21 protein-coding genes and 5 pseudogenes are annotated in these 24193 nt (G+C 67.5%); 15 read left to right on the top strand and 11 right to left on the bottom strand.

What is annotated here, in order from left to right:
• Nucleotides 1–281, top strand: a pseudogene (locus KVT45_RS02970) (hypothetical protein); the annotation flags it as partial.
• 113 nt (nt 282–394) lie between these two features.
• A pseudogene (locus KVT45_RS02965) lies at nt 395–1398 on the top strand (IS5 family transposase).
• Nucleotides 1399–1626: 228 nt separating this feature from the next.
• Here KVT45_RS02965 and KVT45_RS02960 read toward each other — a convergent pair.
• Together KVT45_RS02960 and pyrE are read right to left on the bottom strand one after the other, a co-directional pair.
• A pseudogene (locus KVT45_RS02960) lies at nt 1627–2238 on the bottom strand (transposase).
• A 44-nt stretch (nt 2239–2282) separates the two neighbouring features.
• On the bottom strand, nt 2283–2813 hold the full coding sequence (pyrE, locus tag KVT45_RS02955; protein ID WP_217544841.1) for an orotate phosphoribosyltransferase: 531 nt from the start codon (nt 2811–2813) through the stop codon (nt 2283–2285).
• 175 nt (nt 2814–2988) lie between these two features.
• On the opposite strand from pyrE, the gene KVT45_RS02950 reads away from it, so the two are divergent.
• Both KVT45_RS02950 and KVT45_RS02945 read left to right on the top strand, forming a co-directional pair.
• The gene (locus KVT45_RS02950) at nt 2989–3702 is read left to right on the top strand and encodes a hypothetical protein (protein ID WP_217544840.1); all 714 of its coding nucleotides are present in this window, start codon (nt 2989–2991) and stop codon (nt 3700–3702) included.
• 239 nt (nt 3703–3941) lie between these two features.
• Nucleotides 3942–4127 (top strand): annotated as a pseudogene (locus KVT45_RS02945) (transposase); the annotation flags it as partial.
• Here the strand turns inward: KVT45_RS02945 and ligA are convergent.
• A complete protein-coding gene (gene ligA / locus KVT45_RS02940) occupies nt 4123–6240 on the bottom strand; it encodes an NAD-dependent DNA ligase LigA (protein WP_217544839.1) in 2118 nt (705 codons plus the stop codon). The pseudogene KVT45_RS02945 and the gene ligA overlap by 5 nt on opposite strands.
• Nucleotides 6241–6640: 400 nt before the next feature.
• Between ligA and KVT45_RS02935 the strand changes: the two genes are divergently transcribed.
• Complete coding sequence (locus KVT45_RS02935) at nt 6641–6967, top strand: hypothetical protein (RefSeq protein WP_217544838.1); 327 nt, start codon at nt 6641–6643, stop codon at nt 6965–6967.
• A 517-nt stretch (nt 6968–7484) separates the two neighbouring features.
• On the opposite strand, the gene KVT45_RS02930 is transcribed toward KVT45_RS02935, so the two are convergent.
• The gene (locus KVT45_RS02930; RefSeq protein WP_217544837.1) at nt 7485–8267 is read right to left on the bottom strand and encodes a phosphotransferase; all 783 of its coding nucleotides are present in this window, start codon (nt 8265–8267) and stop codon (nt 7485–7487) included.
• A 492-nt stretch (nt 8268–8759) separates the two neighbouring features.
• On the opposite strand from KVT45_RS02930, the gene KVT45_RS02925 reads away from it, so the two are divergent.
• Nucleotides 8760–9704 carry an aldo/keto reductase gene (locus tag KVT45_RS02925; RefSeq protein WP_217544836.1) on the top strand — a complete coding sequence of 315 codons (945 nt, stop codon included), beginning with the start codon at nt 8760–8762 and terminating at the stop codon, nt 9702–9704.
• A gap of 7 nt (nt 9705–9711) precedes the next feature.
• Here the strand turns inward: KVT45_RS02925 and KVT45_RS02920 are convergent, their stop codons facing one another.
• Nucleotides 9712–10440, bottom strand: coding sequence for a gamma-glutamyl-gamma-aminobutyrate hydrolase family protein (locus tag KVT45_RS02920; protein WP_217544835.1), 729 nt, complete (start codon nt 10438–10440; stop codon nt 9712–9714).
• Nucleotides 10441–10482: 42 nt separating this feature from the next.
• Nucleotides 10483–11277, bottom strand: a complete 795-nt coding sequence (locus KVT45_RS02915; protein ID WP_217544834.1) for an IclR family transcriptional regulator — start codon at nt 11275–11277, stop codon at nt 10483–10485.
• Nucleotides 11278–11454: 177 nt separating this feature from the next.
• Here KVT45_RS02915 and KVT45_RS02910 point away from each other — a divergent pair, with 177 nt between their 5' ends.
• The 5 genes from KVT45_RS02910 to KVT45_RS02890 are packed head-to-tail and all read left to right on the top strand — an operon-like array spanning nt 11455 to nt 15342.
• On the top strand, nt 11455–12717 hold the full coding sequence (locus KVT45_RS02910; RefSeq protein ID WP_217544833.1) for an aromatic ring-hydroxylating dioxygenase subunit alpha: 1263 nt from the start codon (nt 11455–11457) through the stop codon (nt 12715–12717).
• 15 nt (nt 12718–12732) lie between these two features.
• Nucleotides 12733–13263 (top strand): 3-phenylpropionate/cinnamic acid dioxygenase subunit beta, encoded by a 531-nt coding sequence (locus tag KVT45_RS02905; protein WP_254646150.1) that lies wholly within the window; start codon nt 12733–12735, stop codon nt 13261–13263.
• Nucleotides 13264–13280: 17 nt separating this feature from the next.
• On the top strand, nt 13281–14132 hold the full coding sequence (locus KVT45_RS02900) for a VOC family protein (protein WP_217544831.1): 852 nt from the start codon (nt 13281–13283) through the stop codon (nt 14130–14132).
• A complete protein-coding gene (locus KVT45_RS02895) occupies nt 14132–14467 on the top strand; it encodes a non-heme iron oxygenase ferredoxin subunit (protein WP_217544830.1) in 336 nt (111 codons plus the stop codon). Before KVT45_RS02900 ends, KVT45_RS02895 begins: the two co-directional genes overlap by 1 nt.
• On the top strand, nt 14464–15342 hold the full coding sequence (locus tag KVT45_RS02890; RefSeq protein ID WP_217544829.1) for a FadR/GntR family transcriptional regulator: 879 nt from the start codon (nt 14464–14466) through the stop codon (nt 15340–15342). Before KVT45_RS02895 ends, KVT45_RS02890 begins: the two co-directional genes overlap by 4 nt.
• A 34-nt stretch (nt 15343–15376) precedes the next feature.
• Here KVT45_RS02890 and KVT45_RS02885 read toward each other — a convergent pair whose 3' ends face one another.
• Together KVT45_RS02885 and KVT45_RS02880 are read right to left on the bottom strand one after the other, a co-directional pair.
• Nucleotides 15377–16792, bottom strand: a complete 1416-nt coding sequence (locus KVT45_RS02885; protein ID WP_217544828.1) for a glutamine synthetase family protein — start codon at nt 16790–16792, stop codon at nt 15377–15379.
• Nucleotides 16793–16815: 23 nt separating this feature from the next.
• On the bottom strand, nt 16816–17919 hold the full coding sequence (locus tag KVT45_RS02880) for an alpha/beta fold hydrolase (RefSeq protein WP_217544827.1): 1104 nt from the start codon (nt 17917–17919) through the stop codon (nt 16816–16818).
• Between the two features lie 59 nt (nt 17920–17978).
• On the opposite strand from KVT45_RS02880, the gene KVT45_RS02875 reads away from it, so the two are divergent.
• On the top strand, nt 17979–20681 hold the full coding sequence (locus KVT45_RS02875; RefSeq protein ID WP_217544826.1) for an amino acid permease: 2703 nt from the start codon (nt 17979–17981) through the stop codon (nt 20679–20681).
• Entirely contained in the window at nt 20678–22120 is a 1443-nt protein-coding gene (locus tag KVT45_RS02870; protein ID WP_217544825.1) for an amidase, read from the top strand. The genes KVT45_RS02875 and KVT45_RS02870 overlap by 4 nt, the downstream gene beginning before the upstream one ends.
• Nucleotides 22121–22164: 44 nt before the next feature.
• Here KVT45_RS02870 and KVT45_RS02865 read toward each other — a convergent pair.
• Nucleotides 22165–22436 (bottom strand): annotated as a pseudogene (locus tag KVT45_RS02865) (hypothetical protein); the annotation flags it as partial.
• Between the two features lie 96 nt (nt 22437–22532).
• Nucleotides 22533–23033 carry a GNAT family N-acetyltransferase gene (locus KVT45_RS02860; protein ID WP_217544824.1) on the bottom strand — a complete coding sequence of 167 codons (501 nt, stop codon included), beginning with the start codon at nt 23031–23033 and terminating at the stop codon, nt 22533–22535.
• 25 nt (nt 23034–23058) lie between these two features.
• Between KVT45_RS02860 and KVT45_RS56080 the strand changes: the two genes are divergently transcribed.
• Both KVT45_RS56080 and KVT45_RS02850 read left to right on the top strand, forming a co-directional pair.
• Nucleotides 23059–23274, top strand: a complete 216-nt coding sequence (locus tag KVT45_RS56080; protein ID WP_254646149.1) for a phosphoenolpyruvate hydrolase family protein — start codon at nt 23059–23061, stop codon at nt 23272–23274.
• Nucleotides 23271–23576 carry a cupin domain-containing protein gene (locus KVT45_RS02850; protein ID WP_217544823.1) on the top strand — a complete coding sequence of 102 codons (306 nt, stop codon included), beginning with the start codon at nt 23271–23273 and terminating at the stop codon, nt 23574–23576. Before KVT45_RS56080 ends, KVT45_RS02850 begins: the two co-directional genes overlap by 4 nt.
• On the opposite strand, the gene KVT45_RS02845 is transcribed toward KVT45_RS02850, so the two are convergent.
• Nucleotides 23522–24184: a TetR/AcrR family transcriptional regulator gene (locus KVT45_RS02845; RefSeq protein WP_217544822.1), complete on the bottom strand. Its 663-nt coding sequence runs from the start codon at nt 24182–24184 to the stop codon at nt 23522–23524. The two genes, KVT45_RS02850 and KVT45_RS02845, sit on opposite strands and share 55 nt — an antisense overlap.
• Nucleotides 24185–24193 lie beyond the last annotated feature (9 nt).

Genomic DNA, 24193 nt, shown 5'->3' with positions numbered 1-24193 from the left:
CGCACACGAACATCGACCTGGCCTACGGAACCCCCAGCGCCTACGTCGCCGAACTGCACAGCTCGAACGAGCAGGCCCTACTAGTGCGCATCGAACGAGCGATCCAGGACGGGGAACTAGCCGCGGGCACCAACGCAGCGGTCCTGACCGGGCTCATCCAATCCGTCTGGCACGGATTGTCAGTGCGGTCCAACGTCGACACGGCTCGCGAGGACCTGCTCGCGACGGCACAACTTGCTCACCAGCTGATCTGCCAACAACTCACGTCACCAACGTCCTGACCCGCAACACCTAGATGATCGATTCCAAGGGGGCTGATGAGTACCGGTGGTCAAAGTTCAGTGGCAATCGAACGAGATTCGCTGTCACAGGACAGACTGGTAGATCGACTTGTATGACGAGGGCGCAACTGAGTGACAACGAATGGGAGTTCGTTGAGCCGTACTTGCCGATCGGCCAGTACGGGCCGTACCCCGAGCGGCTGCGGCAGCAGTTTGAGGGTGTGATCTGGAGGTTCAGGGTCGGCGGGCAGTGGCGTGAGATGCCGCGGGAGTTCGGTGCCTGGTCGACCGTTTCGAACCGCTTCCGGCAGTGGCGTGACGCGGGCGTCTTCGAGGCTCTGCTGGAGGGCCTGGTCGCGGAAGCTGCGAAGCGGGGCGAGGTGGACTTGTCCTTGGTCAGCGTCGACTCCACCACCGCGCGCGCTCACCACGACGCTGCCGGGATGCACCTGGGCCAGGACGTGCTCGCCGCTCTGGAGGAGGCAGCCGCTGAGGAGAAAAAGAGCAGGTCAAAGGGGGCGACCCTGAAGGACAGAACGGACTGGACGCCGAAGTGGATCCCGAGCGGGAAGAGCGGCGGCGCATCCGACGCCGGCAAAAACCCCGGCTGAAGGCCGCCCTCCTCGGACGCTCGCGTGGCGGGCAGACCAGCAAGGTCCACCTCACCGCCGACCGCAAGTGCCGCCCGCTGGCGTTCGTCCTGACCGCTGGGCAGGAAGCCGACAGCCCGCAGTTCGTCCCGGTGCTGAAGAAGATCCGGGTCCGGGGCCCCGCTGGCCGCCCCCGTACCCGCCCGCACGCAGTCGCCGGGGACAAGGCCTACTCATCCTGCGGAAACCGCGCCCACCTGCGCAAACGCCGCATCAAGGCGGTCATCCCAGGGAAGAAGGACCAGGCCGCCAACCGGAAGAAGAAGGGAAGCAAGGGCGGCCGACCCATCAGTCACGACACCGACCTCTACAAGGAGAGGAACACCGTCGAGCGCCTGATCAACAAACTCAAGGACTGGCGAGGCATCGCCACCCGGTACGACGAGACTCCGGACAGCTATCTCGCCGGCCTCCAACTGCGCGCCTCGATGATCTGGATCAAAGACCTCACCAGGGCCACCCCTTGATCACGACTCAATACGCACCCTAGTCCCCCTGAGATCACTGATAGGTGGTCATTAACTACGCCAGGTGGCCTCCTGTGCAAGTCGATACTCGGGATCAACTGTGCTGCTGTTGTGGAGAGTTGATCGCGGCCGTCCGCACCGTTCGGCCGGCGGCCGGCCGCGGCGACGATCGGGCCCAGCACGAGGGACTCGATGAGGGGGACGGGGCACTGGAGCATGTCTGGGCGATCATGAACGGAGCCAGATGACCAGGGCTGCGGCGGTGACGGTGCCGAGGAAGATGTATGCGCGTTTTCATAGCGCGTCGCAACGGCTCTGTATGCCTTGGGTTCATTGATGGCGCGTTCGACCGTGTTGCGCTTTTTGCAGCGTTCTCTGCCGAAGCCGGGTGGCCTGCCACCGTGTGAACCCCGGCGCAGGCGGGCGGCCTTGTGGTCCTTCTTCTCCGGGATGACGTGGCGGATGCCGCGTCGGCGCAGGTAGGCGCGCGAATAGTGCGGTTGCTGTGCGCCTTGTTCGCGCTGAGGCTGTCTGGACGCCGACGCGGGCGGCCGAGCCCGGCCCGGGGTACACGGATCTTGTCCATGACCGGCTCGAACTGGGTGCAGTCTGCACGCTGCCCGGGGGTGACGGTGTCGGCAGCGCCCTGGACCTGCTGGAGCAGCCGCTCCCAGGTGCCGTCGGCCGACCAGAGCCGATGGCGTTCATGCACGGTCCTCCACGGGCCGAACCGTTCACCTGACGGTGGTCCCGCCACCGCCCGCACCGGTTGTTTCTCACCGGCAGCAGCGGCTCCAGCTGCGCCCACTGTCCGTCTGAAAGATCTCCCCGCCCCGTCATGCTCCGGACAACGCTGCAGGCCGGCGGCCGGACACGGCCTGGCGTCAGGACGCGGCAGCAGCCCGCAGGTCTTCGGCCGTCAGCAATGACAACAGGGTGATGCCTTCTGCCTTGAGGGCCTCGGCACCGCCTTGCTCCCGGTCGATCACGCACAGCGCCTCATCCACCTGCGCTCCCAGGTTGCGCAGGTCTGCGGTCGACAGCACGATCTGCCCACCGCTGGTGACCACGTCCTCGATGACCAGCACCTTCCGGCCCGCAACCTCCGCACCCTCGGCCAGCCGGCACGTGCCGTACGGCTTGGCCTGCTTGCGCACGAACGCGCAAGGAAGGCCCGTGTGTCGGCCGAGTGCGGTCACTACCGGGATGCCGCCCATCTCAAGGCCGGCCAGCACTTGCGTGCCGGACGGCACCAGAGGGGCCATCCGGCGGGCGATCTCATCCAGCAGGACGGGATCCGCCTCGAACCGGTACTTGTCGAAGTACTCCGTGGCAGTACGTCCCGACCGGAGCGTGAACTGGCCGGTCAGATGAGAGGCGGCATGGATTCGGAGAGCAAGATCAGAATGAGTCACAGGCACTCACTCTCCCAGTCATTCCTCCTGACCAGCACACCGGCTCCCCCCCCACGACTCCACCGCAAGATCGGCCGGACACGGCCTGGCTTCGCCCGCCCGTTGCAGGGGGTGTCAGTGGGCGGTGCGATGCTGACGCCGACAACTTCGCTCACGGTGATCAAAGGGAGGGCCGATGCCTGGTGAACGATCAGGGCCTGACTTGTCCTCGGTCGGCTTCGACTCTGCGTGGTGTGCCACCGACCTGGGTGAATACCGACCCTGCCGCTACACCTACGAGTACTACCCGTACGAGAGTCTGCCCCCTCTCGACTCCACCCAGTTCACGGGCGTCTTTCAATGGCTCGGTGGTACCGGTGAACCTGTTCCCGAACAGGTCACGGTGCTCAATCGCTTGGCAGAGGACCTGTCGGCCAGAGGCTTGACGCTGCCGCAGGACTTCGCCACCTTCCAGGCCGACTCGAAGCTGCACTACTCGCTGGACGAGGTCTCGGTGACCTGCTGCTGGACCGATATCTCAGAGCCCCTGCCCAGTCCGGTCGAGCCTGGTGCCTTCCTCGTGCGATTCCTGCGGGATCAACAGGACTGCGTCATCTGGTACCTCTACCTCCGCTCTTCCGGTGAGACGTTCGTCGTGCACTCCTATCTCGACTACGAATACGAGTACGAGGCGCGGCGCGATGGCGAAGAGACTGAGACCAAGCTCGACGATCCGGACGAGCAGAGAGCCGCAATCCTCTGGTGTGCACCTTCGTTCGAGGAGTTCGCCCATCGGTTCTGGATGGAGAACCGTCTCTGGCATGCCCTCAATGGAAATGACCTGTCCGGACTCGAGCCTCAGGCGCGTGACTACTTGCGCCACTACGGGCCGCCCGGGATACCCGCATGACCATGCACTGAACGAGATCATGTGCGGATGGCGGAGCAGGTACGGGTACGCGTCAACGCACAAAGTCCTGGAAAACCTCCCGCGATCCCGACGACGCGGCCTAGAAGGCCCTCGTCGAGCACCTCTACGCGCGGGGTCAGGCATCAAGACGGTGGAGGACCTGTGTGAACTCGTCGTTCTCGATCAGGCCGACCAGGACCCCGATCATGCTGCTGATGCCGGCGTCGCGGACGATGAGTCAGCCCCGGCATCGGCCCAGGTGGCTGTTCGCCGACCGCGGATACGACTTCGACAAGCACCGGCGGCTCCTTCGTAGCCGAGGGATCACCCCGAAGATCACTCGCCGCGGCGCTCCGCATGGCTCCGGCCTGGACAAGACCCGTCGGGTAGTAGAGCGCACCTTCGCTTGGCTCCACCAGTTCAGGCACCGCATTCTGAGACGATCAGTTGGTTGAGGTAGTCGGCGACCAGGGCAGCGAACTCGTCCGGAGCGGCGAGGCGGATGCCGAGGGTTTCGGCCTTGGCGCGCTTGGAGCCGGCGCCGTCGCCTGCGACGACGAGGGTGGTCTTCTTGGAGACGCTGGAGGAGGAGCGGCCGCCGGCGCGTTCGATGAGCTCGTTCATCTCGTTGCGGCTGAGCTTCTCCAGGGGGCCGGTCATCGTGCCGGTGACGACGACGGTCATCCCGGCCAGCGGACCCGCCTCCGCGGCGGCCACGGGCGTCTCGCCGTCGGTGCTCGCCTCGTCGCCGGGGACGGGCGGAGTGGCGCCGGGCTCGGTCATGTTGACGCCCGCGGCGGCGAGTTTGTCGATGAGCGGGGCGAGTTCGGCCAGTTCGGCGACGATCGAGGGGGCCTTCTCCACGCCGATGCCGTCGACCTGCTGCATCGTCTCGGCGTCGGCGGCACGGATGTTGTCCATGGTGGCGAAGTAGCGGGCGATGCGCCGGGACATGGATCGGCCGGTGCCGCGCACCCCGAGTGCGCACAGCACCCGCGACAGCGGCTGCAGTTTGGCCTTGGCGATCGCGGCGAGGAGGTTGTCGGTGCTGGTGTCGCCCAGCCGGTCCAGGCCGAGCAGTTGCTCGCGGGTGAGGGTGAACAGGTCGGCGAGGTCGGTGACGAGGCCGGTGTCGACGAGCTGGACGACGCGGGTGGTGCCGAGGCCTTCGATGTCGAGCTGGTCGCGGCCGGCGGCGTAGGAGAGGGAGGCGACCAGGTGGCAGTTGCGGCCCTGCGTGCACCGCCAGCGTTCCTCGCTCCTGTCGATGTCGGATCCGCAGCGCGGGCAGACCTCGGGGAAGGCGATGGGCTGCTCGTCGCCGGTGCGCAGGTGCGCGGCGGGGGCCTGGATGCGGGGGATGACGTCGCCGGCGCGGTAGACCATGACCTGGTCGCCCAGGCGCAGGTCGCGGCGGGTGATGTCGGCCGGGTTGTGCAGCGTGGCGTAGGTGATGGTGGAGCCGTCGATGACGACCGGTTCGAGGACGCCGCGCGGGGCGATGATCCCGGTGCGGCCGACGTTCCACTCCACCGCCAGCAGCCGGGTGATCTTCTCCACGGCCGGGAGCTTGTAGGCGATCGCCCACCTGGGTGCGCGTGAGCCGGATCCTGCGGCCTCCTGGTCGGCGGCGAGGTCGGCCTTGATGACGATGCCGTCGATCCCGAACGGCAGCCCGGCACGGGCCGCGCCGATCTCCTGCACCCGGGCGAGGACCTGCTCCACGGATTCGGCGACGGTGTCCGGGACCTCGGTCCGGGCACTGGTGTGCACGCCGAGCTCGGCGGCCAGGTGCATCAGGTCGCTGTGCGCGGACGCGGTCAGCCGCTCGGCCAGTACCGGGTCGGTGCCGGGCAAGGGGAGGAGCCCGTAGCCGAAGAACGTCATCGGCACCGTGTAGAGACGCTCCCTGGCCCGCAGCGTGCCCGCCGCGGCGTTGCGCGGGTTCGCGAACGGCAGCCCGCCATGCTCGGTGCGTACCTCGTTGGCGTACTCGAACTGGGCTGTGGTCATGAGGACTTCGCCGCGCACCTCCACGGTGACCGGCTCGGCCAGCTGCTCGGGCAGCCCCTCGATGGTGCCGATCGCGTGCGAGACGTCCTCCCCGGCCGTCCCGTCCCCGCGGGTGATCAGCCGGGTGAGCCGGCCCTCGGTGTAGCGCGCGGCGATCGCGAGCCCGTCCAGCTTCGGCCCGACGTGGAAGTGGGTGACCTCGTGCCCGACACGGCGGGCCAGGGACTCGGTCCAGGCGGTGAACTCCTCCGCGGAGAACACGTTGTCCAGGCTCAGCATCGCCACCGTGTGCGGGACATCGCCCTCCACCGCGCCGCCGGCCACCTTCCCGGTGGGGGAGCCGGGCAGCACCTGCTCGGGGTGCCCGGCCTCGTACGTGGCAATCCCGCGCACCAGCCGGTCGTAGGCGTCGTCGTCCAGCGGCGACGTGCCGCCCGCGTAGTACGCGGCCGCCGCCCCGACGGCGTCCTCGACCGCCCGCGTGTAGGCGGCGGCATCCACGATCTCTGCTGCAGGTGTTGTCATGCCCCGCATCCTGCCTCCCACCACTGACAACGGTGCCTTCCCGGACTTCCCGAACCGATCGGGGGGCGCAGGTCTGGCGTCGTCCGCGGTGCCCGTCTCGCTACGGACCACCGGCTGGCTGTGTCCCCCCAGGCAGCGGGAACTCACCGTTCGGCATCGTGTTGCGCGGGTCAGGGGCTTGACCGAGTGTCAGGTCCATCATGCCTGCTCGGACGTGGTTTGCGGTAGGACGGAGCGCACGCTCGTTCAGGCTTGTCCGGGGTGGTGGCCTGCCCGCAGACTCGTCGTCATCCACTCTCCGACGTCCGTGTCGGCATCCGTTCTCGGGTGTCGACGCGTTCGTCGTGCTGTCTCGTCGTGGGACGGGTGCAGGTGGGGGTGAGGGAACGGAGGGGGATCGATGGATCAGGACATGGTCATGCGGGCGAGGGTTCAGTTGCTCAGTGCCAATCAGCGGGTAGTGCGCGGCGCCGAGGGGTTGCGGATCTACCGCCTGCTGGCGCAGGTCGAGCCGGAGGTGTACGGGTCGAAGCTGGCGTACGTTCTGGTGGAGGCCAGCGCGTCGTCGCTGGTGCGGGAGCTGCCCGAGCAGCGGCTGGCGCTGTTGGACGAGGCGGTCGCGGTGGCGTCGGCCCTGGGCGCCGAGAATCCCTACCGAACCAAGGTGCTGGCGAAGGCGTTTGCCGCCAGGCGGGAACTCGAGGGGCGGCAGACACAAGGGATGTGAGATAGGTGCCCGTGCGCCGCAGGCGCCCCTGCGGCGCACGTAAGGGCTCAGACGCCTACGGCCGGCAAGGAGGGCCGGAGTGGTGAGCGAGGCGTCCGCGATGTCGTCGGCGGCGCTCGGGCTGTACGCCTCGGAGCGCCGTCCGCAGCGCGGGCAGGTCTCCGGGAAGGCGATGGGCTGCTCGAGTCTCCGAGTCGCGGGGCAGCGTCGGGCGAGATTCAGCAGCTGTCAGGGGACTCTGCCGATGCTGAAGCATCTGGTCTTCGTCTTGTCCGTCCTGTCCGGAACACAGTGAACGCCTACGCCTCCTTCGTCTGATGCAATCTGGGTCTCCAGTCGGGAGACTTCCAGTTCGGCTTTTTGTTTTGCATTGCGGACCTTCAGCAGGAGTGCCTCCGACCGTGCCGCACAGGCCCGAACAGTGATCCTCGAGCGGGCCATCACACCTCATCCGCTGTCACGCGCCAACTCGCAAGTGTCAGCGGTTCGGCACGCGCCCGCGTCCGGCGAGGTCGCGTCAACCGTGGCCGAGGAGTTCCGCGCGTCGGGCCAGCGCCCACGCGCGCTCCTCCTCGATGTCCGGGATGAAATCCTGCCGCAGGAATGCCGCCCAGGGGTCCGCGCCGAGCGGGCCCAGGCGCGCTATCCGCTCGGTCTCGTCGTATTGCAGCCGCGCCAGCGCGTCCAGCACGTTGGCTGGGTCCGCGCCGTAGGCTTCGCAGAGCAGCCGCAGCCGTCGCGCCAACGGCGCGCCGCCCGCGCCGTAGCCGACCCTGCGCTGACGGTCAGGAAGCCGCAAAGGAACGCTGTACCAGGCCAGTTGTGCGAGGTCGTCCAATGCCTCACCGGGGATGGCCAGGTCCCAGTCAATGACGCCCACCAGCCGGTCGTCCGCCCAGACCGAGTTCCAGCTCGTGAGGTCGCCGTGGCGCATGATCAGCCCGGGACGCCAGCGGGCGTCCGGGTCGCACCAGAGGGCCTGCGACGAGGGCCGGAAGTCGCGTACGGCCTCGTGGTAGTCGCGCAGCCACCGCCCGAGCGCGGTGACGCCCTCGTCCGCGAGGAGCGCCCGTGGCCACGGGTACAGCCCGACTTCGCCGCGCAGCAGCGACACCACCTCGTGGCCGTCCACGGGACCGTCACCCAGGGCGCGCGGCACGCCGGTGAATCCCACCTGCTCCAGGTGGCGCAGTAGTTCCCGCACCGCGGGGGTCCACACGCGCCAGGGCCTGAGGATGGTCTCGCCCTCACGGCGCACCGTCGACAGGCCGCCGCGCATCGATTCACCGTCCTGGATCATGGTGGAATCCTAGTGAGCGGCTGAATTCTGGGCCTGGGCGCGGTACCACTTCCGGCAGGCTCCAGGCGAGGGAACCAGGCGTACCTGCACGCCTTCGCCAACGGCCTTGAACCCGACCGCCCGACCGCCCGGCCGTCGATGCCGGCCTCACCCTCCCGAAACAGATGCACGGCAGAGCCGGATTCGCTCTTCTCCGTTGCCGCGCAACGTCCAGCGCCGGTTCGGGCATGCCGGTCAGCTCCGGGTCCCGCAGACGGCTGTGAGGCTACGGCAGACTCGACTGCTGCCATGTCCTCCAGCGATCGCTCCGCAGCGACTTCGGTGCCACCCCGCGGAACGAGCCTGCTGTTCCCTGCGGCCAAGCCACCTAACGTTGGGTTCGTACCCATCCGCGTGCCGGCGCGCGTGAGGAAGGGGGTCCGATGAGGAAGAGGGACGGATATGGAATACGCACTGCTTGGTTCCAGCGGGCTCCGGGTCTCAAGGCTGGCATTGGGCACCGCGACATTCGGTGTCTCGCCCGCTGAGGACGACACCCGGCGGGTCGTGGACTTCGCGCTCGACCAGGGCATCAACTTCATCGACACGGCCAACTCCTATGGCAATCAGCCGCGGTTCGATCGCCGGGGAGCGCCGCCCGCCGAGGAACGGGCGTCGGCGGAGGAACTCGTGGGGCGGGCCATCGCCGGAAAGCGTGACCAGGTCGTGCTCGCGACCAAGGTCTCGGAGCCGATCGGGCCCGGTCCGAACGACGGGTCGTTCGCCGGCGGGGGCCTGAGCCGTGCGCACATCACCAGGCTTGTGGAGCGCAGTCTGCGCCGCCTGGACACCGATTACATCGACATCTACTACGCCCATCATCCGGATCCCGACACGGATGTCGCGGACACCATCGGCACTTTCGAGGACCTGATCCGGGCAGGGAAGATCTGCTACTACGCCCTGTCCACCTACTCCGGTTGGCAGTTGACGGAGGCTGTGCTCACCGCGGATCGGCTGGGGGCACGGCGGCCGGTCTGTCATCAGGTGCTGTACAGCCTCGCCAAGCGAGGGGTGGAGGCCGAAGTCATGCCCGCCGGTCGAAGTCTCGGCGTCTCCACGACTGCGTTCAGTCCTCTCGCCGGCGGTCTGCTGGCGGGCGGTGCCGGCGTTCGCGCCGTCGCGGGACAGGCACGGTGGGGAGGCCGCGGGTTCACCGCGGAGGAACTGGCGTTCGCCGCCCGTTTCGAGGAACTCGCCGAGCAGTGGGAGATCGCTCCGCCCGCGCTGGCTGTCGCCTGGCTCCTTTCACGGGACGGGCTGGCGTCCGCGATCGTCGGGCCCGAGTCGGCCGATGAGCTGGTGCCGTTGCTGGGGGCGGTCGCGGTTCGCCTCGACCCCGAGCAGCTCAAGGCCCTCGACGCACTCGTTCCGGCACCGCGTGGCCCTTGGGACTGAGGGAGCGTCATACTGTCGCGCGGGCGCGAGCCTGTGAGACGAGCCAGCCGACGACCGGGTCGGGCTCGCGGAAGAACTCGGGGTGCCACTGGACACCCAGGACCTTCTCTCCGACGACCTCGAACGCTTCGACGACTCCGTCGGTCGCGCGAGCCACCACGTGGACTCCCGCGCCGGGATCTGCGACAGCCTGGTGGTGGTAGCTGTTGACGGTCAGCTCCGTGCCCAGCAGGCGCGCGAGAAGGCTGGCCGGATCAATGGTCACGTCCTGCGTGCGCTCGTCGCCCGCGAAGTCGAAGAGGCTGTGGTGGAAGCCCAGTTGAGGATCCAGATGCTGGGTGAGTGATCCGCCGAGGGCCACGTTGATGACCTGGAGTCCACGACAGATCCCCAGCAACGGAAGCGACTGCGTGATCGCCGCCTTCACCAGGCGGATCTCGAAGTCGTCCCTGCTCGCGTCCGTGGCGAGCAGGTGCGGACTCGGCTCCTGGCCGTAGTTCGCGGGAACGACGTCCTCGCCCCCGCTCATCACGAGTCCATCCAGTTTGGGGACGATATTCGCCGGAGCCGAGTGCCGGCTCAGAATGACCGGTGTGCCACCGAATGCCGCGACCTGCCGGGCGACGTTCTCATCGACGAGTTCGACATCGAACGCCTGGATGGAAGTCGGCAGGCCGGTGACCCGCTTGCCGGAGATACGCCTGCTTGTTATGCCGATAAGGGGGGAGATGCTCATCGAACTCCTTTGTGTGATCGAACTCCTCTGCGTGGCGGTGTGCTACGTCGCTGGTGCGACCGCCGAGCCCCAACCGACCGCGGAGGTCATATCGGACTTGAGCTGTCCGAGGATCGTGGAGAAGGTGCGCTCCCGGAATCTGTTGCTGGGTGCGGAGATCGAGATGGCTGCCACGACGTCACCGCCCATGTTCCGGATCGGTATGCCCAGGCAGGTCAGACCGAGTGCCGCTTCCTGGTCCGAGACGGCGTAGCCCCGATCGACCGTCAGTTCAAGATCGTCGAGCAGGCTCTTCGGGGTGGCTGCCGAGAACTTCGTCAATCTCGGCAACGGCTGATGGGCGAGGCCGCGGAGATTCGCGGCGCCGAGTTCGGCGAGCATCGCCTTCCCGATCGCCGTGCAGTGGGCCGGCAGCCGGGCGCCGTACGAGGTCGGAAGTCTGCTCATGCTGCCGGCCGAGGGAATCCGGTCCAGGTAGAGCACCTCGCTGTGGTCGAGGATCGCGAGGTGGACCGTCTCACGGGTACGCGCGTACACCTCCGCCATGAAGGGCTTGACGGCCACCTGCAGGTCGCGCAACCTGCCGCCCCGGGCGACCGCCGCGAGGTCCAGGGTCGCGACGGACAGCTGGTAAGCACGTCCGTCCCGCTCGATGACGCCGCACTCGATCAGCTCGGCGAGCAGCCGGTGCGTCGTCGATTTCGGTGTGCCGGTCAACACGGCGATCTGCGTCAAGGACGCCGAACCGCCGGCCGTGCTGAAGGCGCGGAAGATCGCTCCGGCCTTGGCGACTGAGCTGGCCGCGTGCTCGTCGTGTGCTGGACCGCTCTGGATCACTGCGACCTCCCATTGGTATGGTTCCTGAACCATAGGTCATGGTGTGGCCCGTTACAACGGGGAAGGCATGCGGTCCGGAGATCGATCAATCGTTCGGCGGACCGGAATCTCGGCCTTGCTGGTTCCCGCGGCGGCGATGCGAGGATCGGCCGGCCGACGAAAAAGGAGGAGCGCGCCATGAACTTGACCGAGTTGGTCGATCCCGAGCGGGGTGAGATCAGTGCGTCGATCTTCACGGCCCCGGACATCTACGAACTCGAACTGGAACGTGTCTTCGGCCGTTGCTGGCTCTTCCTGACGCACGAGTCGACGATTCCGAAGCCCGGGGATTACGTCACCGCCTACATGGGCGAGGACCAAGTGGTCGTCGTTCGACAGAAGGACGGTGCGATAGCGGCGTTCCTCAACCAGTGCCGGCACCGCGGAATGCGCCTGTGCCGTGCCGACGCGGGCAATGCGCGGAGCTTCACCTGCACGTATCACGGGTGGACGTACGACACGCGGGGGAACCTCGCGTCAGTTCCTCATGAGAGGGACGGCTATCTCGATGAGCTGGACAAAAGCCAGTGGGGGGCGCGTCGTGTTCCCGGGCTGGCCAACTACCGGGGACTGCTGTTCGCCAACTGGGACCCGGACGCCGAGAGTTTCGAGTCGTATCTCGATGACATGGCGTGGTACCTGGACTCCCTGGCCGACCGATGGGAGCGCAGCGAGGTCATCGGTACGCCGACCCGCTGGACGATCCAGTGCAACTGGAAGTTCGCGAGCGAGCAGTTCGCCAGCGACACGTACCACGCGGAGAACAGTCACATCTCGGCCCTCATCGCCCAGCTTCCCGAAGGCGCCTCGATGCGGGATGTCAAGCTCAACACCGCCGCTCCCGGGGCGCAGTTCAGCGGACGGCACGGGCACGGCGCGGGATTCTACCTCGATGAGCAGCCGGATTTCGCCGAACCGGGTGAAGCGACACTGAACTACCTGGCCGAGAGCGAATCCAGGTCGATCGAGCGCATCGGTGAACTACGGACGAAGCGTGTCCGGGGCCACAACACCGTGTTCCCGAATTTCTCCTTCCTCATCGGGACGAACACCATCCGTGTCTGGCATCCGCGGGGGCCGAACGAGATCGAGGTCTGGGCCTGGACGCTGGTCGATGCCGACGCCCCGGAAGAAGCCAAGGACGGCTGGCGCGTCGGGGCGCTGCGCACCTTCAGCCCCGCCGGCATCTTCGAGCAGGACGACGGCGAGAACTGGTCGGAGATCCAACTGGTGTTGCGAGGGCACCAAGCGCGGAAGACAGCGCTCAACGTGACGATGGGAGTCGGTCATTCGTCGCGGCGTGACGATCTTCCGGGTCGCATCGCCAACGTGTTCAGCGAGGAGGCCGCACGCGGATTCTACCGGTACTGGCTCGAACTCATGACCAGCGAAAGCCGTTAGCCGATGAAGAGTCTGATGGGGCTTGCCGGTCGGCGTGTGGGCATCGACCTCTATCACGAGGTGTCCCAATTCCTGTTCGACGAGGCCGCCCTCATGGATGAGCGCCGCTTCGACGAGTGGATCACCCTCTTCGACGAAGATCTCCACTACTGGATGCCTGTGCGCACCGCGCGATTTCCCCGCGAGATGGACCGCGAGTTCGAGGGAGAAACGGGGTCCGCCTACTTCGACGAGTCGTTCGACCAGCTCCGCCAACGGGTGCGGAAACTGGCGACAGGGCGGTCATGGTCCGAGACCCCGCCGTCGCGGACCCGGCACATCATCGGGAACCTTCGTGTGTTCACGACGGAGGACGACGACGAGTGCGTCGCGCACGCGCACTTCTGGATCTACCGGACGAGGGGTGAGACCTACTCCGACACCTTCGCGGGAAGCCGGGAGGATCTCGTGCGCCGCCAGAAGGACGGAACTCTTCGGATCGCACGCCGCCACATCCTTCTCGACCAGACGGTTCTGCTCGCCAACAACCTGAGCCATTTCTTCTGATCGAAAGGCGTCATGACATGACTGTGCAAGCGCTCGGGTACGTCGGACTCGAGGTCTCGGATCCGGCTGCCTGGGAGACGTTCCTCACCGAGGGCTTCGGTGCCCTGACCGTGCGCGAGAATGAGGACGTCCTGCGCGTCCGAGTCGACAGCGCCCATACCCGATTCCTCCTCACGACAGGGCCGGCCGACGACATCTCCTTCGTCGGCTGGGAGGTCGCAGGGCCTGTCGCTCTGAAACACGCCGAGTCCCTCGTAGGGCAGGAGCGTGTGACGTGGCTGACCACCGACGAGCTCGTTGCTCGCGGTGTGGCGGCAGGGTTCTGGGTGCTCGACCCGCACGGAATTCGTACGGAGATCTTCTATGGTGCGGTGGAGGGAGAACGATTCAACTCCCCGACGGGAGCGACCTTCGAGACCGGAAACCTCGGGCTCGGGCATGCGGTCTTCTACTCGGACTCCATCGACAAGAACTTCGAGTTCTATCGCGCGCTCGGATTCGACATCAGCGACACCATGATCCTCGACGGGACGCCGGTGGTTTTCGCGCGCTGCAATCCGCGCCACCACAGTCTCGCCCTGGTCCAGGGCTCGGGGCGGCGTCGCTTGCAGCACCTGATGCTCCAGGTCTCGGACCTGGACGCGGTGGGCAGGGCGTTCGACGTGCTGCGCGCTCGCCATCAGGCCCAGAGCGGCCTTGGCCGGCACAGCAACGATCACATGTTCTCGTTCTACGCGCTGACGCCGTCGGGATTCACCTTTGAGTACGGCTACGGGGCCCGGGAGATACACCAGCCCCATCTGGAGTCGCAGTACACGAAGGAGAGCACCTGGGGTCATTACACAATCCTCTCGACGGAGGGATCCTGATGCACAGGGACGCCCCGGTCGCCTGGGTGCCGGTATGCCCTCGGTCGGCGCTCGGCGCATTGTGCGCGGTGAAGGCTGCGACAACCCCTCCGGTCGCCGTATTCGATATCGACGGTGAGCTCTACGCCGTTTCTGATACGTGTACGCACGGTGAGTCTTCCCTCTCGGAGGGATATGTCGAGCCGGACGGCCGAGTGGAGTGCGTCGCCCACATGGCAGAGTTCTCGGTGAAGACCGGAGAAGCGCTGACTCTTCCGGCGACCGATGATCTCCAGACCTACGCGGTCAAGGTCGAGGACGGTATGATCTTGGTCGCTGTTCCGCAGGAACCGTGACCCAGCAGCCGGACGGAGGTGCTCCGCTCTATGTGGCGTCAAGGCGCACGCTGCGGCAGGGGCGTTGTGCCGTACTGTCGTCCCGTGACAACTCCTCGACCGTCACCGGGGACGGGGTGACCGTGGCCGATTCGGACGAAGGCCGGTTCCCGGGGCCCGAATTCACGTCGTTCGCGAGCGGCGAGCGGTCTGTCGCATCGACCGTCGCCGCCAGAATTCGCGACCTGATCCACCGCGGTGAGCTTCACTCCGGCGACCGCATGCCGGCTGAACGGGAGCTGTGCGTATCGCTGGGCGTCGCCCGCCTGACACTGCGGCAGGCGCTGGCGCAACTACGCGACGAGGGGTACACCGAGGTCCGACGGGGAGCAGCCGGGGGCACGTTCATCTCCGGGCTGGCCGAGCCCGCGGAGCGCTGGGCGAAGCGGTTTCGGGAGAATCCCGATGAACTGGACGAGATCCTCGAACTGCGGGCGATTCTCGAAGGCGCCGCCGCGGCCCGCGCCGCAATCCGTGCCACGGCCGCGGGTAAGGCGGACCTTGTCCGACTGGCGCGTGAGACCCCTTCTCCCGATGACCAGATCGCGCATCGTCGGGCCGACATCGCGTTTCATCAGTTCATCCTGCGACTCGCCGAGAACCCGCGGCTGTTCGAGTGCGCCGAGTCGGCGAGGGCGGAGCTGTTCGTGCCGGCGTCGACGTCCTTCACCAGTCGGGCCGCGCTGGAGGCGAGCAGCGAGGACCACGTCGCCATCGCGGGGGCCATCAGCAGCGGTGATCCGGAGGCCGCCCAGGATCTCATGGAACGTCACATCGCCGAGACCGGACGGAACCTGCACCGTTTCCTCGCCATCGACCGTTCTGACAACGGCTGACACAGTCTCGACGGCGAGGCCCGGTCTTCCTGCGTCACACGCGGGTGAGATAGCGCCGAATCTCCCAGTCGGTCACTGACTGGCCGTACTGGGCGACCTCGTGACGGCGGAGAGCGCCGATGAACCGTACGACGTCTTCTCCGAATACGGCGTTGGCGGCCTCGCTCTGCTCGAACAATTCGACGGCTTCGCCGAGCGTCGCGGGGATCTGTTCGACGGTCGGATCGGTGTAGGCGTTTCCCCGGTAGGGCGGGCCCGGGTCCAACTCGTTCTCGATACCCCAGATCCCGCCGGCCAGTGTGGCCGCGAGGACGAGGTAGGGGTTGGCGTCCGCACCGGGCGCACGGTGCTCGACCCGGGTGCTGTTGGGGCTGTCCGTACAGACCCTGACCCCCACGGTCTTCGCCTGGAAGGCCCAGGTGCGGGTGGTCCCCGCCGCCGACTCGGGCAGGTAGCGCTTGTACGAGTTTATCGTCGGGGCGAACAGGGCGGCGAACTCACGTAGCGTCGCCAGTTGACCGGCGATGAAGTGCCGGCCGACGTTCGACAGCAGGTCGGGGTCGGTGGTGTCGGAGAAGGCGTTCTCGCCGTCGGCCGTCCAGAGCGACTGATGGACATGGCAGCTGCTGCCGAATCCCTCGGCGATGGGTCGGGCCATGAACGTGGCCGTGTATCCGTGGAGGTCGGCGACTTCGCGCACGGTGTGCTTGAACAGGAACGCCTGGTCCCCGGAATGAAGTCCCGGGTGCGGTGGAAGATTGAGTTCGTACTGGCCCAGCCCCGCCTCGGCGTTGGACGCCTCGATCTCGACGCCGAGCCCTTCGAGTGCCTGCCGGATCGGACCGATCACCCGCTCGTCGTCCGTCGCACGTTGTGCGCCATAGGCGATCGCGCTGGAACCGAGTGGCGTCAGATCCCGGAAATCGCTCTCCGCGAGCTCGTCGGGGCGACCGCGCAGGACCACGAACTCGAGCTCGGGGGACGTCATGGCCGTATAGCCCAGGCCGGCGAGTCTGTCGACGACGGTTCGCAGCACCGCCCGCGGTGACTCCTGCACCGCTCGTCCGTCGAGATGCTCGAAGTCGGCCAGCACGAGCGCCGTGCGTTCGAGCCACGGCACGCGGCGATACGTCGTGAGATCGGGAACGGCGTTGATGTCACCGAAACCGTCGGACCAGTTGGGGAACCAACCGGGATAGTCCGGGGGAGGCGCGATGATCGCGTCCATGTGGTCGAGTGCGAACACGAGGTCCGAGAAATGCTGAGCGTCGCTCGGGTCACGGGCGAACCGCGACACGGGAAGACGCTTGGCCCGGAACGCGCCGTTCGAGTCCGCTCCGCCCACCAGGATGGTGTCGATCTCACCGGTCTCGAGGTCCTTGCGAATCGCCTCGAGGGACTCCGCGGCTGAACGGCTGCTGAAAGACGATGCTGTGACCCGGTCGCTCATGGGTTCTCCTGAGTGAGGTTTCTTCAGCTGCCGGCGATGAAGTCGATGAGAACTTGGTCGTGCTCCTCGGGGCGCTCCCACTGAGGCCAGTGTGCGGCATCCGCCATGCAGTAATACGCGGCATCAGGGAGGAGGCTCGCGACGTATTCGCCGTAGTCCGGACCTTCGCCCGGGTTGTGCTCGGTCCAGAAGACGAGGGCTTCGGGTGTGAAATTCCGGACCTGCTCCTCTGTCCAGCGCGGTTTGGTCTCCCAGTCGGTACCGACCCGGAACACCCGCTTCATCGAATTGAACACTCCCGGGTCGGAGTAGAGCCGACGGCGAATTTCCACCATTTCGTCGGTCATGCGTTCCGGCGAGGCGACCAGCCACTCCATGCGGGCGCGAACATTCCTGAAGGTGGGTTCGAGCAGCGCGCGCCGGGACAGTTCTCCGATGACTCCTCCGTTGGGCTGTTCGGCGAAGTCGGTCTTCGTCAGCACGACATCGCCGAATCCCGTGTTCATGATGATCTTGCCGGCGCGTTCGGGATGGTTCATCCCGAACTCGAAGGCGATCGTGGCTCCCATGGACTCGCCTTCGACATGGGCGCGTTCGATCCCCAGCCCGTCGAGCAGGTCGACCACGCCTTCGGCCTGGCGTGCCGCGCGACCGTCGTCGACGTACGGCTCCCACGACGAGTAGCCATGGAAAAGCGCGTCGACGGCGAATACGTGAAAGCCGGCGCCGACGAGGTTATGGAGGTTCCGCGCGAAGGTCTCGGCATGACCGCCGATCCCATGGATCAGGACCAGCGCATCGCCGGAGGAACCCGCCTCGATCACCCGGTGACGATACTTCGGCCCCCGCACGATGCGGGTCTGTGTCCCCAAGAGCTCCACGGCCACGGACTTCCATTCCGTGATGGGCTTCGCGTCCACGGTCCTGGACAACTGCAGGTGGTGCACTGTTCGCTCCTCGGTGCGCGAGCCGATGGTGAAGAAGGCGCGCCGATGGGCGCCGCCGCAGGTGGCACGCTGCGCGAGCGGCACCGGTGGCCGCAAGGGCCGCCTTCCGTCCGTCGGAACATCGGCGATTTTCCGGTCCCCGGAACCTTCGTCTTGCGCCGCCGACAGGGCGAGGGACATCGTCCCTCCAATTCTCGACCGACGGTATCGGCGGTGTCGCCGTGAAACGAGGAGCCCTGATGAGCGAACCCGACACAGACGGCGGCGCACTCAAGAGCCAGGGTCTCGGGCTCATGGCGGTGCTCTTCCAGAGCATTGCGTTCATGGGCCCGGCCGCTGCCGTGGCATTCGCCCTGGGGATCGCCATCCCGTCGGCCGGTGCGGCACTTCCGCTCGCAGTCTGTCTCGCTGCCGTGACCTGTGTTCTCGTCGGCATCTGCATCGGACAGTTGGCGAAACACGTCACCTCGGCGGGAGGAATCTACGCGTTCGTCTCTGTCGGCATGGGCGAGCGAGTGGGCTTCGTCGCCGGCTGGCTTCTCACGATCTTCACGGCGCTGTGGGTACCAGGGGCGGCGATCCTGTTCGCCGTCGTCACCCAGAATGCCGTCGGCCACTACTTCGACGTCGACTGGGGCTGGGAGATCTGGTTCCTCATCGACCTGATGGTCCTGATCCTGATGAACCTGAAAGGCGTGAGGATCTCCACCTACGCGGGCGTCGTCCTCGGCCTTCTCGAAATGGTCATCTTCGCGGCTCTGGCAACGGTCGTCATCGTCAGATCCCATGGAGGTGCGGGACTCGGCGCCTTCACTCCCAGGAACTCGGCGGACGGAGAGATCCGCTCGCTGTTGATCGGCGTCGTCTTCGCGGTGTTCGCGTTCATCGGGTTCGAGTCGTCCGCCGCCCTCGGCGAAGAGGCGGCCGACCCGCGGCGCACCGTTGCAAAGGCCTCCTGGACGGCGGCCCTGGTGGTCGGCGGATTCTTCATGCTCTGCTCGTACGCCCTCGTCTCCGGGTTCGGTGTCCACGGATTCGTGGACAGTGTCACGGCGAGTCCGGATCCGTGGGCCGACCTCGCGCACACGGACGTCGGCAGCTTCGGAACGCTCCTGGTCTTCCTGGCGCTCCTCAATTCCACGTTGGCCGTCAGCAACGCGGCGGTGGTGGGCACCACGCGAGTCCTGTTCACCATGGCCCGGGGCCGAATGCTCCCGAAGCCCCTGGCCCGGGTGTCCGGCCGGGCGGGAACGCCCGACACGGCGATGCTCGCTTCGGTCGGCTGCGCGGCTGCGGTGGGACTCGCCGTGGGAAGGGCCTACCAGCCCCTCGTCGCATTCGCAGCCTTCGGTACCGCTCTCACCATCTCCTATGTTGTCCTGTACATCCTGGTCTGCTGCAGCGTGATCCGGTACTTCCGGTCGCGGCGTGCGGAGTTCAGCAGGGGCCTTCATCTCGTCGTCCCCGTGGTCGCGATCGTGCTGTTCGTGTTCCCGCTCTACTACCTGTACGTGCCGCTCCCGGAAGCTCCCGGGCTGTACTCGGCCATCGCGGTGCCGGCCGTGATCGTGGTGAGCGCGGTCGCTGCTCAGACGCTTCACTCCAGGCGCCCCGACCTGATCGCGCGTTCCCAGAACGTCTTTGGAGATCGAATGCCTGAACACTGGGAGGCATACCGGGCTGACGGCCTGCCCGACGCGGTCGTGGTCATCGGCGGTGGGACAGCGGGATTCACCGTCTGCGCGACCCTGCGCTCCATCGGGTTCACCGGAGCTGTGACGCTGATCGAGCGCGAACCCACCGTTCATGACCGCCCGCCGCTGACCAAGGAGTTCCTTCTCGGAAGGCTCTCCGCCCAGGATCTGACCCTGCAGTCACCGCAGTGGTTCGTCGATCACGACATCACCGTTCTGCGCTCCGCGGAAGTGGTCTCGGTCGATCCCCAGAGTGCGGCGGTGCACCTGGCCGACGGTTCCACTCTCAACGCCCCCGCGCTGGTGCTCGCCACCGGGGGCACCGCGCGCACCCTTCCTGTGCCTGGCGGCGGACACGCACGGACGGTTCGCACCCTGGCGGATGCCGAACGCATTCGTGGGCTGCTCGTTCCCGGTGCGGCCGTCGTGGTCGTGGGAGGCGGTCTGATCGGGGCCGAGCTGGCGTCTTCCGCCGAGTCGCTCGGATGCGACGTCACCCTGGTGGAACCGGTCGACGTTCCGATGGAACGCGCCTGGGGGCCGGTGGTGGCAGGACGGGCTCACGCGGAACACGGGCGTCACGGTGTCCGTGCCGTGAGAGCCGGGGTCGAGAGCATCGTCGCGCGGTCGCAGGGCTATGTCGTGCACCTCTCCGACGGGACTTCCCTGGTCGCCGACGTGGTGCTTGCCGGTGTGGGACTGGTCGTGGGCGATCAGTTGGCCCGGCGGGCCGGGATCGACGTACGGGACGGCGTATTGGTCGACGTTCGGCGGAGAACCAGCGCGGCAGGAGTCTGGGCGGTCGGCGACGTCTGCCGGGTGGCGGACGCCGACGGCCTTCCGCAGGCGTCCGCCGAGCACTGGGAAGCCGCTCAGACGGACGGGATCATCGCTGCCCACGACATCATGCGGCTCGACCTGCCGGCGTCGGTGAGCCGTGCACCGTGGTTCTGGTCGGATCGCTACGGACAGCGCGTCGAAGTTGCCGGGCGCATGGACCCGGATGCCCTGCACATCCGTCGGGGTGTGTCCGACATGTCGTTCAGCGTTTTCGCCCTGGACGGCGCCAGGTGTGTCGGTGTCGCCGCGATCAATGACCCCCGAACGGTCCGGTTCGCGCGTCGTCTGATCGATCAGCACATCCCCGTCGACCCGACCCGACTCGCCGATCCCGATGTGCCCATCGAGGATCTGGTCCGTCGGCGGGCTTCCGCAGGAAAACACCTTCGATCCAAGGAGCGACAGTGAATGTCGAAGCATCAGCTGACGGTGATTTCTGGCGATGGTCCGCGGTCGAGGTCGCCGCGGCGATCCGGAAGCGTGAGGTCTCCGCGCAGGAGGTACTGGAATCGACGATCGGCCGCGTAGAGCAGGTAAATCCTTCCGTGAACGCCCTGATCGAGACGAGTTTCGACGAGGCGCGGGACATGGCCCGTGCCTCGGACGCCCGGATCGCCAGGGGCGAGGAGATCGGGATTCTCGAAGGGGTGCCGACGTCGGTGAAGGTGAACACCGACCAGGCGGGGCATGCGACCACCGACGGAGTGGTCGCCCTCGCGCAGAACATCGCCGACGAGGACAGCCCCGGTGTGGCGCTGCTTCGGCGGGCGGGGGCGACGTTCGTGGGCCGGAGCAACTGTCCGGCGTTCTCGTTTCGCTGGTTCTCGAACAACGACCTCCACGGCAGCACGCTGAACCCGTGGAGTGCCGCGCACACGCCGGGCGGATCCAGCGGCGGCGCGGCCTCGGCCGTCGCCAGCGGCCTGGTCCAGATCGCGCTGGGCGGGGACATCGGTGGCTCGGTGCGGTATCCGGCCTTCGCGTGCGGGGTGGTCGGGCTGAGACCCACGCCGGGGGTGATTCCGCAGGCCGTCGCCGGTGCCGGACGGGAAGGGGGCAGTGGCCCGACCGTGCAGATGATGGCGGTCCAGGGGCCGCTGGCCCGGTCCGTCGACGACGTCGCTCTGGCGCTGGACGCCCTGACCGGCTTCGATCCACGCGATCCCGTGTCGCTGAGCGTGCGGCTCGCGCGCCCCGGTGAGGTGCTGCCGCGGGTCGGGATCGCCACGTCCGGGGCGCCGGGCGGTCTGTCGGCGTCGCAGGCAGGGGCGATCGCCCGGGCGGCACGGGCACTGGAGGAGGCCGGGTATGTGGTGGAGGAAGTCGATGTCCCGCAGCTGGAGGAGGCGTACCGACTGTGGTATCTCCTGGTCCTGGAGGACTTTCGGGTGCTGTGGCCGGTCGTGCAGAGTCTGGGGGACGACGGGCTGCGCGCGGCTGCGCGTCACTACTTCGAGGTCGCGAGCGAGTGGTGGGGGACGTCACCGGATCTGCCGGCCTACATCCAGGGATGGACCCGCCGAGGCGTTCTGATCGCCGAACTACAGGCGTTCCTGGAGCGTTACCCGATCCTGCTCCTTCCCTCGTCGACCGAGCCCCCGTTCGAGCAGGATGCCGACACGCACTCGGTGGACCGCATGCGCCAGCTGGTCCAGGCGCAGTACGCCCAGATGGCGGTGCCTGTCCTGGGTCTTCCCGCGGCCGCGGTCCCGACGGGCGTCGTCGACGGCCTTCCGGCCGGGGTCCAGCTCCTTGGCGGCAAGTTTCAGGAACGCGTCCTTCTCGAGGCCGCAAAGGCGATCGAGTCGGCGGTCGGGAGGTTCACTCCGATCGACCCGATACGTTGAACGTACGGCCGCCCAGCTGGTACTCCAGCCGTAGGTCGTGATCTTCATGTCTGGTTCGTGGCTTGCCGGCGGTCATGGCCGGCCTGGGCTCGGGCCTGGTGACGGCGTCGCCGGGCGGACCAGCGGAGCCGGTGGGCTGCATCGTGCTTGCGCCGGACGACCAAGGTGGTGAACAGGCGTTGGATCTCGTTGCAGGTGAGCCACCGGCCCCGGCCGACAGCTTCTGCCAGGCCTGCTTCGGCACCTTCGCGGCCGGGGCATCCGCGTGGAACTTCCCCACGCCGGTGGCGACTTCAGCCGAGCAGGCAACGGGCAGGGTCTGCGCTGTGACCCGCGGTCACCGCATGGTCTTCAGTCTCCACACACCGATGATCAGCGGTGCCCGCAGCCGGTCCACCCACAAGATCACGGTCTACGGCTGGAGCACCAGGTCGTGCTGATACCAGGTGCCCGGCTTACCGCCGAGGTCGGCCGGGTCAGCCGGGCCGACCGGGACGAACCCTGCCTTGCTCAGCACCCTCTGGGACGCGGCATTGTTACGGGAGGTGGCCGCCCGCAGTGTGCGCAGCCCGTGCCGCACCACCGCCAGCCGGCACAGCTCCCGGACGGCCGCGGTCGCCACGCCGCGGCCGGCGACGTGCCGTGCGACCCGGTAACCGAGCTCAGCAGTGCCGTCCCGGATGCGGTACAGGTTGAACCGGCCCAGAACCGAGCCATCCTCGGCAACGAGCACGTAGAAGGCGCCGGTGCCGGCCTCTTGCTCAGCCAGCAAGGCGCCGTACAGGTCGGCGAACTGGTCGAAGAACTCGTCACCGCGGTCGGAGACCGAGGCAGCGAAGTAGGCGCGGTTCGCCAGCTCGAAGGCCAGGACCGCCGGGGCATGGCCAGCATGCAGCCGCTTCAGCTCGGACACCGCCCGACTCTAGCGGGATGATGCGTTGAGGCCACGTGAGTTTCCGCCGGCGGCAGACAGCCCCCAAGACCAGCAGTGGGATGCCGCGGTCGCGGTCGACCCGGACATCCTCGTGCTGTGCCACGGCGGCCCCGTCGCGGAACCCGCGGACGCACAGTACGTCGAGGCGAGGATCCGCACCGGGCCGTCCGAACTGCCGACCGAGGTCTTCGACTGGGGAAGCATCAAGTGGGGGGAGTGAGTGCCGAGCTGTTCCCCGGGGCGCCCCACACCGCGGGCGAGGAGATCATCGATCCCGCCAAGGGGCACGACCTGCACACTCACCCGGACTCCGACGAGATGCTCTACCTCATCGACGGCGAGGGCGTCCAGACCGTCGGCGACTCGGGGGAGTTCCCGGTGGCGGCGGGGGACTTCGTCTACGTGTCCAGGGGAACGCCGCACGCCACCTTCAACTCCGGCCGGCGGCAGCTGCGCGTCATCGCGGTCTACACACCGGGCGGCGCCGAACCGGCCCTGCGGGAGGCGACCGCCGCGAGGTAGCCGCGCAGCATGACCTTCGCCTCGTCGAGGAGGGCCGTGTCGCCCTCGGCGTCGCGGCGGAAGGCCTCCTGGGCGAGCGCGTCGGCGGCGAGGACGGCGGCATGGCAGGCCCGGCCGAGCCCCTCCGTGTCGTCGGCGATGCCGAGCGCGAGCAGCACCCGGCGTACCCCGTCGGCCATCCGGCGCTTGTGCTCCCGGTCCGCCGCCCGGGTCCGGTCGGTCAGACCGCTGCCGAACCACAGGGCCCGGAAGCCCTGTTCGGAGCGGTAGAGCCCGGCGTAGGTGTCGATCAGCACGCCGACCGGGTCGGACCAGCGTTCGGTCGCCGCGCTGCGCACGAACTCCTCCATCACCGCTTCGAGCTGGGAGAAGTACGTCGCCGCCAGCGCGTCGATGATCGCGTCCCGGTCGGGCAGGTACTGGTACAGCGAGCCGACCGACACCCCGGCCTCCGCCGCGACCCTGGTGGTGGTGAGGGCCGGCACGCCCTCGGCGATCAGCACGCGCTCCGCCGCCTTCAGCACCCGCGCCAACCGGGCTTTGCTGCGGGCCTGTTGGGGAGTCCGGCGCAGCACGGCCCCGGTCTCCTCGGCGGTCGGCTCGGTCACCCGCGGCTC

It is taken from the genome of Streptomyces sp. GbtcB6 (genome assembly GCF_019091475.1).
Lineage (GTDB): Bacteria > Actinomycetota > Actinomycetes > Streptomycetales > Streptomycetaceae > Streptomyces > Streptomyces hyaluromycini.
The sequence above is the reverse complement of the archived record's forward strand: the minus strand, read 5'-3'. Positions and strand labels throughout refer to the sequence as shown.

Bases quoted from the DNA above. Each gene is read 5' to 3' on its own strand.
- KVT45_RS02950 (WP_217544840.1), top strand. From the start codon at position 2,989: ATGCCTGGTGAACGATCAGGGCCTGACTTGTCCTCGGTCGGCTTCGAC.
- ligA (WP_217544839.1), bottom strand. From the start codon at position 6,240: ATGACAACACCTGCAGCAGAGATCGTGGATGCCGCCGCCTACACGCGG.
- KVT45_RS02935 (WP_217544838.1), top strand. From the start codon at position 6,641: ATGGATCAGGACATGGTCATGCGGGCGAGGGTTCAGTTGCTCAGTGCC.
- KVT45_RS02930 (WP_217544837.1), bottom strand. From the start codon at position 8,267: ATGATCCAGGACGGTGAATCGATGCGCGGCGGCCTGTCGACGGTGCGC.
- KVT45_RS02920 (WP_217544835.1), bottom strand. From the start codon at position 10,440: ATGAGCATCTCCCCCCTTATCGGCATAACAAGCAGGCGTATCTCCGGC.
- KVT45_RS02910 (WP_217544833.1), top strand. From the start codon at position 11,455: ATGAACTTGACCGAGTTGGTCGATCCCGAGCGGGGTGAGATCAGTGCG.
- KVT45_RS02905 (WP_254646150.1), top strand. From the start codon at position 12,733: ATGGGGCTTGCCGGTCGGCGTGTGGGCATCGACCTCTATCACGAGGTG.
- KVT45_RS02900 (WP_217544831.1), top strand. From the start codon at position 13,281: ATGACTGTGCAAGCGCTCGGGTACGTCGGACTCGAGGTCTCGGATCCG.
- KVT45_RS02895 (WP_217544830.1), top strand. From the start codon at position 14,132: ATGCACAGGGACGCCCCGGTCGCCTGGGTGCCGGTATGCCCTCGGTCG.
- KVT45_RS02885 (WP_217544828.1), bottom strand. From the start codon at position 16,792: ATGAGCGACCGGGTCACAGCATCGTCTTTCAGCAGCCGTTCAGCCGCG.
- KVT45_RS02880 (WP_217544827.1), bottom strand. From the start codon at position 17,919: ATGTCCCTCGCCCTGTCGGCGGCGCAAGACGAAGGTTCCGGGGACCGG.
- KVT45_RS02875 (WP_217544826.1), top strand. From the start codon at position 17,979: ATGAGCGAACCCGACACAGACGGCGGCGCACTCAAGAGCCAGGGTCTC.